This window comes from Pseudomonas sp. RHF3.3-3 (genome assembly GCF_048069595.1).
GTDB lineage: Bacteria > Pseudomonadota > Gammaproteobacteria > Pseudomonadales > Pseudomonadaceae > Aquipseudomonas > Aquipseudomonas fuscovaginae_B.
Window position 1 is genome coordinate 4,121,158 of sequence record NZ_CP182250.1, and the last position, 13,673, is coordinate 4,134,830.

Consider the following 13,673-nt stretch of genomic DNA (forward strand, 5'->3'; position numbering starts at 1 on the left):
GCGCTCGCAGGAATGAAAGTACGCGAGGCTGTCGAATCCGACAGACTTCATGGCCATCATAGGGAGCGTGAGAGGTGCATCAATGCCGCGAGGGTGATGGCGAGGAACATGGATCGTGTTCGATCGGCGCTTGCGTTGCACAGGCGCCGGAACAGGCACGGGATCAGTGCGAAGGAATGCCTTCGATGTCCTTGACGATGAAGTTCGGCAAGACGTCGACATAGAACTCCTCGACGTCGGAATTGCCCTTGTTGCTGATCGCGCCCCACATGGTCTTGTAGTTGCGCAGGTTGCCCTGCACGCCGGCTGGCATCAGGCGGTCCCGTGCCTGGGCGAAGCTGAGCACCTCGGCGCCAGACCTGGACACCTTGACCTTGTAGCTGAAATCGACACTGGCCAGGATCGTGTTGTCATCGACGATCATCGACACCAGGCCGCCCTTGGAGTCGCTGATGTGGCGCGTGTACACCGTACTCACGTGCAGCAGGTAGTCGGCGCTTTCGCGGTTTTTGGCATAGCGGCCAATGGTGCTCAGCTTGTCGGACAGTTGATTGCGCAGGCGCTGGCGCAGGATGTCCTGGGACAGAAACCGAGGATTCTCCCCCACCAGTGCCAGATCGAAGGAGTCGATCCAATAGGTGGCGGTTTCCGGGATATGCACCGGTGTGGGCGACACGTAGTAGTCGGATTTTGAAGCACAACCGGCCAGCAGCGCGATGGCCAGGATCAGGGCAGGTACCTTCATGGCCTGGCTCCCTGGGCGTTGCTCAACAGAACATCCATGTAGCTTGTCGGTTCGGCAAACAGTGTCTTCTCGCCAGACAGGCGATCGCTGCCACCGACGCGCCCGATACGCGGCTCATAGCCGCCCCACTGCTCAAGCGTTCCCGGTGACTGGGCACAACCGGCCAATAGCACACCCGCCAGCATGGCGACAGCCAATCGCAACGAACCGAACACATGACCCATCAAACCTGACTCTCCCTGTTATCCACCATGAGTTGTGATTGCCAGCGTTCTCCACTTCGAGCGCGAACAGGTCCTTGACCTGCCAACGATTGGCAAGTTCATGGACCTGGCCTGGCGTGAGCGCCATGAAACGATCACCCGGGCGACCTGCATCGCTCGGAGCTTGAAAGAGATAACTCGAAGGGCTGAACGCAGAGCGGCTATGCCGCGAGGAACCTCGTCCGGTGGATAGCTCCGTACGGACGGTCCCTTGATACAACTGATATCAATTTAATGGCCGGCATCATAGAGTGCCGGATTTTGGGCGTCAAGAATCAGCCCTCGCTGTTTTCGCCGATGAAGTCCAGGCGGTCACCCAGCCACTGGCGAACGATCTCCCTTGCCGCCTGCCGGGCCTCGCTGGCCGACAGGCCGCGCTCGCGCTGCAGCCAGGCGCTGGTTGCCTGGCGGGCCGGTTCAATGGCCGCCAGGGCCTGTTGCCGCTGTTTCGTCGGCCAGGACTTGTCGTCGCTCCAGTCACGAATGACCTGCTCGGGATCCGTACCCTGCTGGTCCGCGGCCTTGAGAAAATCACGCGGGGAAACGGTTGCCCGCAGCGCCATCAGGCTCCAGCCGGCGTAGCTGGCAAAACGGATGGTGCCGCTGTTCTCGCTGGCCGCCGCCAGCACCGGCTCGAAGCTGCTATCGAGCTGTTTCCACGGCCCCTGCCCGAACAGATCGCCCTGGGGCTCGCAGATCGGCGCCCCACTGTCGCGGGTGGAACCATACAACGGGCCAAAACTGGCGTAGGCATCCTCGCCCTGGCGCGAGAAAATGAAACAGTGCACGTAGGCACGCTGACTGTAGGGCTCATACTCCGATCGCTCGATCAGCATGCGCAGCAGCGTCAGGTCGACCCGCTCACGGCTGACCGAGGCATCCTTCTCGGTATCGGTGAAGACCGACAGCGAGAAACTGTCGTCCGACAACGCCTTGATCGCCACTCGCCGACTTTCCTCGGCCTCCTTTTGCGTGACCCCGCTGGTCGGTTCGAAACGCTGCAGGTAGACCAGCCAGGCGGCGGCCAGGCCATTGCCCGGATACCCTCTCAACCCCTCGGCGGCCTCGGCCGGGTGATAGGGAATGCTGGCGATGAGCGCGTCCAGCGCCGCGGTATCGGGCTGGACCCGCTTGCCCACCTCCACCACCCGCTGGCTCAGCAGAGGTTGCAGACAGGCGGCCAGCTTGTCCGGGGCAGCCGCACAGGCATTGCGGGCCTGCAGCCAGGTCCGCTGGTCATTGCGCAAGGCCTCACCCGCCTGGGGTGCCAGCGTGGCCATGGCCTTGCTGTAGTAGGCGCCCAGGGCGCCATCCAGCCCGCTCAGTTCGGGGCTGGCACAAATGGCCTTTTCCACCGCCGTGGAGGCCTTCTGGCAATCGAAAGACGCGGCGACCGCGGGCGTACCGGCCCCCAACAGCAGCCCGGAGAGCAACAACATCGAACGGAGGGAGTGTACGTAGCGGTCCATGATGCCCCTTGAGTGAATGCCTGCCAAAGAGCCGATTGTGCCAAGAGCGCCGATTGCCCGTCTATCGACCGGCAAGCCGCCGGTCCTGCCGGAAAAAAGGCCACACACTGACGCACCACGATGTTACTTGCGGTAAAGGCCGTGCGCTTTTCTGAGGCGAATCGCCACCTTGCGCCGGTCTGATCGGCCATGAACCCAGCATATGGCACGACTATTGATGTACGTATCCATAACGATTGTTGAACAATCATCAGTGGAGCGTTTCCCATGTCCCGAGTAAAAGCCTTCACCCTCGCCCTGACCTTCTGTGCCGCCAGCGCCGCACAGGCCGCCGACGGCACCCTGCAAGCCGACCGCCTGAGCATCGGCTCGGACCTCACCTACCCGCCCTACACCTACCTGGCCCAGGGCAAGCCGGCGGGCTTCGATCCGGAGTTCATGACCCTGCTCGGCCAGCACCTCAAGCTGACCCCGCAGTTCCAGGACACCCGCTTCGCCAACCTGGTGATGGGCGTCAATGCCCGCCGCTTCGACGTAGTCGCCTCGGCGCTGTACGTCACCCCCGAGCGCGCCGCCCAGGTCGACTTCGTGCCCTACCTCAAGAGCGGCGCCTCGCTGATGGTCCGCGCCGATGACAGCTTCCGCCCGCAGCGCCCGGAAGACCTGTGCGGCAAGCGCATCGGCTCGATCAAGGGCGGCTCGTGGATTCCCAAGCTGATGGCACTTTCCAAGAGCCACTGCGAGGCCAACGGCCAGGCGCCGATCGACTCGCGTGAATTCCCCACCTCGCCGGAAGCGGCCCAGGCGCTGCTGGCCAAGGCCGTCGACGTGCAGTTCGAGGACGCCGCGGTGGCCGCGATCACCGCCGACAAGCTCAAGGGCCGGGTGGTTATCAGTTCAAAGGAACTGATCTACCCGGTGGTGATCGGCCTGGCCGTGCGCAAGGGTAACGATGCGCTGCTCGGCGAGTTGCGCCAGGGGCTGACGGCGATGAAGAGCAGCGGTGAGTACCAGACCCTCCTCACCCGCTACAACCTCGGCGAACCGAGCCCGAGCGAAGTGGCCCTGGCCCTGGGCCAGAATCCCCAGGCGGCACAGTAAGCGGGAGCGTCGAGCATGCAATTCGATTGGCACTACGCCGCAGGCCTGCTGGTCAACGGCGATTTCTGGAAGGCAGTCGGCACCGTGGTGGAGCTGAGTGTCGAGACCTGGCTGCTGGGCATCGTGCTCGGCTTCGTGCTGGCCCTGGCCCGGCAGTCGGGCAACCGCGCCCTCAACCGCGGCGCGGCGCTGTACATCTGGTTCTTCCGCAGCCTGCCGCTGCTGGTGCTGCTGATCTTCGTCTACAACCTGCCGCAGGTGTTTCCAAGCACCAGCGCGCTGTTGTCCAACCCCTACGCCGCGGGCCTGATCGCGCTGGTGTTGAGCGAGGCGGCGTACATCGCCGAGATCCATCGGGGCGGCCTGCTGGCCGTCGCCAAGGGGCAGCTCGAAGCCGGCAAGGCGCTGGGTATCCGCTACACCGGCGTACAGCGCCTGATCGTCATCCCGCAGGCGCTGCGGGTAGCCCTGCCGACCCTGGCCAACGAGTACATCACCATCGTCAAGCTGACCTCGCTGGTCTCGGTGATCTCGTTGTCGGAGATCCTGCTGGTGGGCCAGCAGTTGTACACGCAGAACTTCCTGGTCATGGAGACCATGCTCGCGGTGGCCTTCTACTATGTACTGATCGTCACGGTGTTCAGCTACCTGCTGCGGCGCCTGGAACAGCACCTGGACGTGACGCGCCGCCAGCCCAGGGTGATTGCCGACAGCCCGACGGAACGGGTCCCCGTCCGCCAGGAGAGCGCCCCGCGGCGCGGCGAGTTCGCCCTGCGGGTGACCGGCGCGCGCAAGCACTATGGCCAGCTGGAGGTGCTCAAGGGCATCGACCTGAACATCCGTTTCGGCGAGGTGGTGTCGATCATCGGCCCATCGGGTTCGGGCAAGACCACCCTGATCCGCACCCTCAACGGCCTGGAGGGACTGGACCGCGGCCAGGTCAAGTTGTGTGGCGCGCCGTTCCTGCGTGGCAGCCACGAGGATGGCGGCAGCCTGGGTAGCCGCCTGCACATGGACGGCATCGTCCAGGTCGGCATGGTATTCCAGGGCTTCAATCTGTTCCCGCACAAGACGGTGCTGGAAAACGTCGTACTCGCGCCACGCCACCACGGTCACGCCAGCGATGCCGAACTGCGGGCGCTGGGCCTGTCGCTGCTGGCCAAGGTCGGCCTGCGCGAGCACGCCGGCAAGTACCCGCACCAGCTCTCCGGCGGCCAGCAACAGCGCGTGGCGATCGCCCGCGCACTGGCGATGCGGCCCCAGGTGATGCTGTTCGACGAACCGACCTCGGCGCTGGACCCGGAGCTGGTCGGCGACGTGCTGAAGGTGATCGAGGACCTGGCCCGCGAAGGCATGACCATGGTCATCGTCACCCATGAAATGAAGTTCGCCTTCCAGGTTTCCAACCGCGTGGTGTTCATGGAGAGCGGACAGATCGTCCAGGCCGGCGCACCACGCGAACTGCTGGACAACCGCAGCGAACGGATGAGCCGCTTCCTCAAGGATGTGCAACTGGCATGAAAACCAAGACCCCGGAAAAAACCGGCACCGTCCTGTCCCTGGCCGACCAGGTGGCCTGCGAGGTGCGCGAAGACATCATCGGCGGCCGGCTGCTGCCGGGCATGGCGCTGGTCGAGGCCGAGCTGACCGTGCGCTACAACGCCTCGCGCAACACCGTGCGCGAAGCGTTGCACCAGCTCGGGCATGAGGGCCTGGCCACCTATGTGCGCAACAAGGGGGTGATGGTCCGGCGCCTCGGCGTGCCACAAGTACGTGACCTGTTCCTGGTGCGCCGCACCCTGGAGGTCCAGGCGATCCTGGGCAGCAAGCCGCTGCGCGAATACGAGTCCGACCGCATGCTCGACGCCATCGAAGCCGCCGAACTGGCCCGCGAACGCGAGGACTGGCAGGCCTTCGGTACCCATAGCCTGCGCTTTCACCAGCACATCATCGGGCTGTTGCGTAGCCCGTTGCTCGACGCCTTCTTCACCAACATCGCCGCGCAGATGCGCCTGGTGTTCGCCGTGGCGCCCGATGAAGAGAACTTCCAGCGTCCCTGGCTGGAACGCGACCGGCAGATCCACGACCTGCTCGCCGACGGCCGTCGTCATGACGCCGCCGAAGCCATGACCCGTTATCTGGACGATTCCGAGCACGCCCTGCTCGATCTGTTCAACCACCCACCCCGTTCCTGAAACCGGAGACCTACCCATGTACAAGGATTACCCCGCCGCCTATCAGGTCAGCAAGGGCTCGGCCCTGCAGGTCGACAAGCCGTTCTACGATCGCATCCGCGAGCGTCGGGACGCCCGTACCCTGATCGAGTCCTTCGAGGTGCCGATCCGCACCGGCCGCGCCTGGAAGGTGCCGGCCGGCCACGTGTTCCGTGTGACCGCACCGGTCGGCCCGCAGGTCGGCGACTTCAACATCTGGAACGCCAACGACCCGCGCGAACGCCTGTGGGCGGCCCGTACCCGCCAGTTGCAGGGTGCTCACGTGAGCACCTACGACCGCCTCTGGTCGAACCTGCCGTTCCTGCGGCCGCTGGTGACCATCACCGACGACAGCCTGGCCGACTACGGCATCGATGAGCACGGCGGGCGCCTGCACGACCTGCTCGGCACCCGTTGCGACCCCTACGTCAACAAGATGCTCACCGGTGAGGACTTCCACCACCACTGCCACTCCAACCTGACCCGCGCGGTCCTGCCCCACGGCCTGACCGAGTTCGACGTGCACGACGTGCTGAACATCTTCCAGTGCACCGGCCTGAACCATGACGACATGTACTTCATGAAGGCCTGCCCGGCGAAGAAAGGCGACTACCTGGAATTCTTCGCCGAGATCGACGTGCTCTGCGCCCTGTCGACCTGCCCGGGCGGCGACCTGTCGCTGCCGATGTGGGGCCCGGACGCCCAGGACCCGCTGTCCGTGTGCCGGCCGCTGGGCGTGGAGGTCTACCAGCTCGAAGACAGCCTGCTCGAAGGCTGGAAGTCGCCGGAACGCGCCAGCTACAACGGCTTGCATGGACTGGCGATCGGCAAGGCCGATTGGGAGTAAACAACTGCGGGAGCCTGCCATCGCGGCAGGCTCCCCAGCCAACGGTAAAACAACTTCAAATCCAATCCGGCAGTACTTCAGCTGCCATTCAGCTTATATGTATCGAAACAGCCTATTTTTAATTGACTTGATACGCCTCGCTGAGTAAATTTCCCCTGCCTGCGAAACAGGCCCTTTTTCAACTTAAAAAAGAACCCAATGGACACAGTATCCAGACGCAGTCCGATCACCGCGAAGGCGGTTCATCGGGCGCTTAACCCAAATAATGACGGGACTCGACGCACAGTCGGGTGAGCTGCGCCAGGGCCTCGTGCTCCACGTAACTCGCCTCTGCCGGCGCCAGTCCGGTCGCGAGGTGTGTGATGACTTTCAAATCTTCCGTAATGCCAGGCGTTCGCGCCTTTGCTTCCAGCATGCGCGTCAAGCTGTCCTGCGAGCCCACTGTGGCCCTGCGGCCCAGCGTCCTGTTCGCAATTCCCTCCTCCGCTCCCCAGGTATCGCCACGTGCGACCATCGGCTGGCGCATCTGCCCGAACACCGGTCGGCTGCAGCAGCGCTGGAGCTTCGATGACAGCCAGGACCCGCAGAGTAGCGCGCTCGCACACTCACTGCGCGCGGGTAAAACCCTGGAAGGCGCCGTCGAGGTTCGCGCCGCCTAATTATCCGGCGCAAGCGAAGACAACTTCCAAACACGCACTTTCGCAACTTTGAAGTGCACGGGATTTCTTTGCCCGTTAATTAATGAATATCGAGAAAGTCATTATGGACGAAGCCAGTAGTCGGTTCGCTGCCTGTCGTTTTTCCGTGGGCGGGCAGCGAACGTTAAATATTCCCCAACACCCATATTCGAATCGATCGCACTCTCGCGACTCGGCAGGTATTCGCTCGCCCCGCATTCGGTGAGCCGCACATGCCTGGTCGCAAAGACGTGACAGGGGCATTCCCATGAGCAACGTAAAAACTCCGCCACGGCACCACCAGCACAACGGCAAGGACAACACCCGGCTGTCGATGCGTGCCGCCCGTGAATCGCAACAGGACCTGGCCACCACCCTGGGCAACGTCAGGGCCAGCCGCGACGGCCTCACCGAGCTGGACGCCGAAGGCCGCCTGCAGCGCGAAGGCTTCAACGAGGTCGCCCACGACAAGCCGCCCCGCGCGCTGGTGCAGTTTCTCCATGCGCTGAACAACCCGTTCATCTATGTCCTGCTGATCCTCGCCGGCATCAGCTTCTTCACCGACTTCTGGCTGGCCGAGCGCGCCGGCGAAGACGGCGACCTGACCAAGGTCATCATTATCATGACCATGGTCACCCTCAGCAGCAGCCTGCGCTTCTGGCAGGAGTACCGCTCGGGCAAATCCGCCGAAGCCCTCAAGGCCATGGTCCGCACCACCGCCACCGTACTGCGTCGCGAGCAGATGGGCAGCCAGCCCACCCTGCGCGAAATTCCGATGCGAGAACTGGTGGCCGGCGATATCGTGCACCTGTCGGCCGGCGACATGATTCCGGCGGATATCCGCCTGATCGAGTCCCGCGACCTGTTCATCAGCCAGGCCGTGCTGACCGGCGAAGCGCTGCCGGTGGAAAAGTACGACACCCTCGGCGACGTTGCGCAGAAATCCGCAGCGGGTGCCGCCGCCGACCAGAACAACCTGCTCGACCTGCAGAACATCTGCTTCATGGGTACCAACGTGGTCAGCGGCACCGCCAAGGCCGTGGTGGTCGCCACCGGGCCGCGGACCTACTTCGGCTCACTGGCCAAGGCCATCGTCGGCTCGCGGGTGCAGACCGCCTTCGACCGCGGGGTGAACAGTGTCAGCTGGCTGCTGATCCGCTTCATGCTGGTGATGGTGCCGGTGGTGTTCCTGCTCAACGGCTTTTCCAAGGGCGACTGGGGCGATGCCCTGCTCTTTGCTCTGGCTGTGGCTGTTGGCCTGACCCCGGAAATGCTGCCGATGATCGTCAGCGCCAACCTGGCCAAGGGCGCCGTCGCCATGGCCCGGCGCAAGGTGGTGGTCAAGCGTCTGAACGCGATCCAGAACTTCGGTTCGATGGACGTGCTGTGCACCGACAAGACCGGCACCCTGACCCAGGACCGGATCATCCTCGAGCACCATGTCGACAGCCACGGCCGGCGCAACGATGCGGTGCTGGGCCTGGCCTGGCTGAACAGCCACCACCAGAGCGGCATGAAGAACCTGATGGACCAGGCGGTGCTGCGCTTCTCCGAGCAGGACCCGAAGTTCCAGGTGCCGTTCGCCTACAGCAAGGTCGATGAGCTGCCATTCGATTTCGTCCGCCGGCGCCTGTCGATCATCGTCAGGGACAACCACGGCGACCACCTGCTGGTGTGCAAGGGCGCGGTCGAGGAAATGCTCGCCATCTCCAGCCAGGTGATGGAGGGCGACACCGTGGTGGCTCTCGACGAGCAGCGCCGCCAGGAACTGCTGGCCCTGGCCAACGACTACAACAAGGACGGCTTCCGCGTGCTGCTGGTGGCCACCCGGAATATCGCCAAAGGCCAGGCCAAGGCCCAGTACAAGACCGCCGACGAGCGCGAACTGGTGATTCGCGGCTTCCTGACCTTCCTCGACCCACCGAAGGAGACCGCCGGCCCGGCGATTGCCGCCCTGCGCGAGATCGGCGTGGCGGTCAAGGTGCTGACCGGCGACAACGCGGTGGTCACCTGCAAGATCTGCCGCGAGGTCGGCCTGGAGCCGGGCCTGCCCCTGCTCGGCCAGGACATCGAGCACATGGACGAGGCCACCCTCAAGCTGCGGGTCGAGGAGCGCACGGTCTTCGCCAAGCTGACCCCGCTGCAGAAGTCGCGGGTGCTCAAGGCCCTGCAATCGAACGGGCACACCGTGGGCTTCCTCGGTGACGGCATCAACGACGCACCGGCGCTGCGCGATGCCGACGTCGGTATCTCGGTGGACAGTGGCACGGACATCGCCAAGGAATCGGCCGACATCATCCTCCTGGAAAAGAGCCTGATGGTGCTCGAGGAAGGCGTGCTCAAGGGTCGGGAAACCTTCGGCAACATCATGAAGTACCTGAACATGACCGCCAGTTCCAACTTCGGCAACGTGTTCTCGGTGCTGGTGGCCAGTGCGTTCATTCCGTTCCTGCCGATGCTGTCGATTCACCTGCTGCTGCAGAACCTGATCTACGACATCTCCCAGCTGGCCCTGCCGTGGGACCGGATGGACAAGGAGTTCCTGAGCAAGCCACGCAAGTGGGATGCGAAGAACATCGGCCGCTTCATGCTGTGGATCGGGCCGACCTCGTCGATCTTCGACATCACCACCTTTGCGCTGATGTGGTACGTGTTCGCCGCCAATAGCGTGGAGGTGCAGGCGCTGTTCCAGTCCGGCTGGTTCGTCGAGGGGCTGCTGTCGCAGACGCTGGTGGTGCACATGCTGCGGACCCAGAAGATCCCGTTCTTCCAGAGCACCGCGGCACTGCCGATCATCGTCATGACCTGCATCGCCGTCGCGATCGGTATCTACCTGCCGTTCTCGCCACTGGGCACGCTGGTGGGCCTGGTGCCGTTGCCGATGAGCTACTTCCCGTGGCTGGTGGGCACCCTGCTGACCTACTGCGTGCTGGCCCAGACCATGAAGACCCTGTACATCCGCCGCTTCAAGCAGTGGTTCTGACGAGCACCCGAGTACGACACCGTCCCCTGTGGGAGCGCCGCCCGGCCGCCTCCCATCAGGAGGGTCGCGGTGTTCGTGCCCGGATCGAACCCACCGGATAAACCCGGGAGACGGCCATGAACCCATTGAAAAAATGCTTCGCCCTCCTCGACCACGGCGTCCGGGCACTGGCGGTACGGTGCCTGAGCAAGGCCGCCCAGGTCGTCCGCCGTGTCACCGTCAGGCTGTATGTCCGCAGGCACCTGACCGGTGTCGAGATGCGTTACCTGCTGGGGTTGTCCAGCACCATCAGTCGTGCCTCGGTGAGGCTACTGCGCCCACCCAGGAAGTAACACACCAGCACAGGGAGAACCCTCATGTCTGGAACCACTCTGTTGATCAAACTCGCCGGCACCATCGCCCTGTTGCTGTGGGGTACCCACATGGTCTCCACCGCCCTGCTGCGCGGCTTCGGCACCCAACTGCGCAACGGCCTGGGCCGCAACCTGGACAAGCGCTGGAAAGCCCTGCTGTCGGGCATCGGCCTGACCGCCATCCTGCAGAGCAGCACGGCGGTCAGCCTGATGGCGACCTCGTTCACCGCCGCCGGCACCCTGAGCCTCGCGCCGGCGCTGGCGGTGATGCTCGGCGCCAACATCGGCTCGACCCTGGTCGTGCAACTGCTCAGTTTCAATACCTCGCTGGCGATCCCCATCGTCCTGCTGCTCGGTTTCGTGGTGTTCCGCCTGCGCGATGACTCGCGCTACGAGAGCATCGGCTGCGCACTGATCGGCCTGGGGCTGATGCTGCTCGCGCTGAACCTGCTGGGCGGCGTGCTCGGCCAGATGGAAAGCACCCCGGTCTTTCAGGCGGTGATGCAAGGCCTGCAGGGCGACATCCTGATCGCACTGCTGGTCGCCGCCCTGCTGACCTGCATCTGCCACTCCAGCGTGGCGGTGATCCTGCTGATCGCCTCGCTGGCCAGCACCGGCGCAATGACGCCGATCACGACCCTGGCTTTGGTGCTGGGGGTAAACATCGGCGGTGCCTTGCCACCCGTGCTCAATGCCAGCACTGCGGTCGCCCGGCGCCTGCCGCTGGGCAACCTCGCCGTGCGGCTGTTCGGAGCGCTGCTGATCCTGCCCTGGGTGTCGTGGCTGGGCCCACTGCTGGAACACTCGGGCATCGCCCCGGACCGTCAGGCGGTGTACCTGCACAGCGCCTTCAACCTGCTACTGGGGCTGGGCTTTCTCGGCCTGGTGGAACCCATGGCCAACCTGCTGACGCGCTGGCTGCCGGCCCCCGAACCGGCAGCCGACCCAGGCATGCCGCAGTACCTCGACGAAGCCGGGCTGGAAGTGGCCAATGTCGGCCTGTCCAACGCCGTGCGCGAAGCGCTGCGCCTGGCCGACATGCTGTCGGTGATGTTCAGCCAGATGCTCGGGCTGTTCGAGAGCCCGACCCAGGCCACGCCCGAACAGATCCGCCAACTGGACCAATCACTGGACCTGCTCAGCGCCGCCATCCGCGCCTACCTCGCGGACATCGGCCAGGATGGTCTCTATGACGAGGACGCCGACCGCGCCCAGGAAATCCTCATGTTCGTGATCAACCTGGAGCATGCCGGCGACATCCTCTCCAGCAACCTGGCGCAGTTGGCCGCACGGCGCCGCAGGCGCGGCGAGGGCTTCTCGAAGTTCGAGCTGGGGCACATCCATCGCCTTCACGATGAGCTGCTGGAAAGCCTGAGCCTGGCCATCACCGTCTTCCTGCGCGAGGACATTGCCAGCGCCCACCACCTGGTCGCCCGCAAGGCCTCGATCCGTCGCCTGGAGGCCAATGCCAGTCGCGAGCACTTTCGCAAGCTCAGTGCCGACAAGAGCGCCTGGGCCGAATCCGGCGACATCTTCCAGCGGGTGCTGCGCGACTACCGCCGGGTGCATCACCACATCGCCGCCCTGGCCTACCCGGTGCTGGAGCGCGCCGGCGAACACATCCCGGGCCTGGGCGAGCCGCTGGAGGCGTCCGGTCCGACACGGGGCCGCAACGACAAGGATGACTACCCATGCGCGTCCTGATCTGCGCCGGCCGCTACTACATGAATGCCGCCCTGTGTCGCAAGGTGCTCGAGGCCTACCACGCCCGGCAGGGCATCGAGGTGCTGGTGCACGGCGGCAACCAGCACCTGGGCAGCACCCTGGAGGACTGGGCCCGGGAAACCGGCGCCCACATCGTGCGCTACCCCTCCAACTGGCAGCGCTACGGCAAGCAGGCCGAGCGGCGCCGCAACCGGTTCATGTTGCAGGACAGCGAACCGGACCTGGTGATCGCCTTCCCCGGCGGCAGCGACACCGAAGAACTGGTGGCCCAGGCCAGGGCCAACGGCATTGACACCCATTCGATCGACGATTGAGCGAGACACCCATGCACAAGCACCCTCGAACACAAGGTGCGGCGTACGCGGGTTGCGACGTACGCAGGCTTGTGGTGTACGCAGGCAGGCGAGTAACGCGCCTGCCACAGGGCATCAAGAGAGGAAGTCAGCACAGTCATGTCGAATCCCGAAAGGAAAATGGACGCGTCCCTGCGTGGCGGTATTACTGTCCGGGTACTTCATTGAGCAACAGGACCTGCTTGTCCTGAACCAGGTCGGCAGCAGCGGCCCCCATGATCCCGTAGTGCTGGGTTACACGATGGCGCTCGATCGCATCCATGTCGCTCCAGGTCTCGATGAAAACGAAGCGCCCGGGATTTTCCCGGTCGACATGCAGGGTGTATTCATGGCAACAGGCTTCTTGACGCGAGGGCACCACAGCGGCCTTCAGCACGGCCTCCAGCTCGGCAGCCTTGCCCGGTTTGGCTTGAAGAATGGCAACGACACGAATTGCATGGTTCATGGTTTTTCACCTGAATGGGAACTGGGTGCAAAAAGGCACCAGGGCCGACGATGATGATCTCTCGTCGCTCGACCATCAAGGCCGCAAGGCTCTGAGCCGCGACAGACAAGGAGGTTCCCGGCGATCTGCGAACAGGGCCATTGCCTACACGACAGGCAGGCAACAGCCGGATCAGGACACGCCATCAGGGCTTGAGCGGCGTTTCCCGGTCGCGCTCGGGCATCTCCTTGCCATCCTCGGGATGCTTCCAGGTTTGCGGCGGTGGCTCATCGTCCACCTCATCCTCGACGACTTCGTCCTCCTCGGGCGCCGGCACCTCACGCCAGGGCATCGCGCCCAGGGGATGCCGCGAAAACGGAAGGGTCACACCGGCAGGCTGAGTATCCATACGCACCTCGCATCGACCGCCCGGACCGTCCGGGCATGGAATTCTCAGTGTAGCAAGCGCGGTACCGACCGTTGCCCACCCGCTCGGCCAGAGGAGGTGGCGTGTTAGCAT

At 64.2% G+C, this 13,673-nt stretch carries 14 protein-coding genes; 9 read left to right on the forward strand and 5 right to left on the reverse strand.

Annotated elements, in window-relative coordinates:
- Positions 1–163: 163 nt before the first annotated feature.
- The 3 genes from ACMGT0_RS18250 to ACMGT0_RS18260 all read right to left on the reverse strand — a co-directional run bounded on the left by ACMGT0_RS18250 (position 164) and on the right by ACMGT0_RS18260 (position 2,477).
- Complete coding sequence (locus ACMGT0_RS18250; RefSeq protein WP_054064372.1) at positions 164–745, reverse strand: hypothetical protein; 582 nt, start codon at positions 743–745, stop codon at positions 164–166.
- Positions 742–969 carry a hypothetical protein gene (locus tag ACMGT0_RS18255; protein ID WP_054064373.1) on the reverse strand — a complete coding sequence of 76 codons (228 nt, stop codon included), beginning with the start codon at positions 967–969 and terminating at the stop codon, positions 742–744. The genes ACMGT0_RS18250 and ACMGT0_RS18255 overlap by 4 nt, the downstream gene beginning before the upstream one ends.
- A gap of 314 nt (positions 970–1,283) precedes the next feature.
- Positions 1,284–2,477, reverse strand: a complete 1,194-nt coding sequence (locus tag ACMGT0_RS18260; protein WP_416769163.1) for a lysozyme inhibitor LprI family protein — start codon at positions 2,475–2,477, stop codon at positions 1,284–1,286.
- A gap of 267 nt (positions 2,478–2,744) precedes the next feature.
- Between ACMGT0_RS18260 and ACMGT0_RS18265 the strand changes: the two genes are divergently transcribed.
- The 9 genes from ACMGT0_RS18265 to ACMGT0_RS18305 all read left to right on the forward strand — a co-directional run bounded on the left by ACMGT0_RS18265 (position 2,745) and on the right by ACMGT0_RS18305 (position 12,690).
- The gene (locus ACMGT0_RS18265; RefSeq protein ID WP_054060803.1) at positions 2,745–3,578 is read left to right on the forward strand and encodes an ABC transporter substrate-binding protein; all 834 of its coding nucleotides are present in this window, start codon (positions 2,745–2,747) and stop codon (positions 3,576–3,578) included.
- A 15-nt stretch (positions 3,579–3,593) separates the two neighbouring features.
- Entirely contained in the window at positions 3,594–5,099 is a 1,506-nt protein-coding gene (locus tag ACMGT0_RS18270; protein ID WP_416769166.1) for an amino acid ABC transporter permease/ATP-binding protein, read from the forward strand.
- Positions 5,096–5,773 carry a GntR family transcriptional regulator gene (locus ACMGT0_RS18275; protein ID WP_054064377.1) on the forward strand — a complete coding sequence of 226 codons (678 nt, stop codon included), beginning with the start codon at positions 5,096–5,098 and terminating at the stop codon, positions 5,771–5,773. The genes ACMGT0_RS18270 and ACMGT0_RS18275 overlap by 4 nt, the downstream gene beginning before the upstream one ends.
- 16 nt (positions 5,774–5,789) lie before the next feature.
- Positions 5,790–6,638 carry an urea carboxylase-associated family protein gene (locus tag ACMGT0_RS18280; RefSeq protein ID WP_054060759.1) on the forward strand — a complete coding sequence of 283 codons (849 nt, stop codon included), beginning with the start codon at positions 5,790–5,792 and terminating at the stop codon, positions 6,636–6,638.
- Positions 6,639–7,000: 362 nt separating this feature from the next.
- Entirely contained in the window at positions 7,001–7,297 is a 297-nt protein-coding gene (locus tag ACMGT0_RS18285; protein WP_416769168.1) for a hypothetical protein, read from the forward strand.
- 286 nt (positions 7,298–7,583) lie between these two features.
- Entirely contained in the window at positions 7,584–10,298 is a 2,715-nt protein-coding gene (mgtA, locus tag ACMGT0_RS18290; protein WP_054060761.1) for a magnesium-translocating P-type ATPase, read from the forward strand.
- Positions 10,299–10,414: 116 nt separating this feature from the next.
- The gene (locus ACMGT0_RS18295; protein WP_054060762.1) at positions 10,415–10,630 is read left to right on the forward strand and encodes a hypothetical protein; all 216 of its coding nucleotides are present in this window, start codon (positions 10,415–10,417) and stop codon (positions 10,628–10,630) included.
- A gap of 24 nt (positions 10,631–10,654) precedes the next feature.
- Positions 10,655–12,355 (forward strand): Na/Pi cotransporter family protein, encoded by a 1,701-nt coding sequence (locus tag ACMGT0_RS18300; RefSeq protein WP_054064379.1) that lies wholly within the window; start codon positions 10,655–10,657, stop codon positions 12,353–12,355.
- Positions 12,343–12,690 carry a DUF2493 domain-containing protein gene (locus tag ACMGT0_RS18305; RefSeq protein WP_054060764.1) on the forward strand — a complete coding sequence of 116 codons (348 nt, stop codon included), beginning with the start codon at positions 12,343–12,345 and terminating at the stop codon, positions 12,688–12,690. The genes ACMGT0_RS18300 and ACMGT0_RS18305 overlap by 13 nt, the downstream gene beginning before the upstream one ends.
- A gap of 184 nt (positions 12,691–12,874) precedes the next feature.
- On the opposite strand, the gene ACMGT0_RS18310 is transcribed toward ACMGT0_RS18305, so the two are convergent.
- Together ACMGT0_RS18310 and ACMGT0_RS18315 are read right to left on the reverse strand one after the other, a co-directional pair.
- Complete coding sequence (locus ACMGT0_RS18310) at positions 12,875–13,174, reverse strand: putative quinol monooxygenase (RefSeq protein ID WP_054064380.1); 300 nt, start codon at positions 13,172–13,174, stop codon at positions 12,875–12,877.
- Positions 13,175–13,358: 184 nt separating this feature from the next.
- Positions 13,359–13,562: a hypothetical protein gene (locus tag ACMGT0_RS18315; RefSeq protein ID WP_054060766.1), complete on the reverse strand. Its 204-nt coding sequence runs from the start codon at positions 13,560–13,562 to the stop codon at positions 13,359–13,361.
- Positions 13,563–13,673 lie beyond the last annotated feature (111 nt).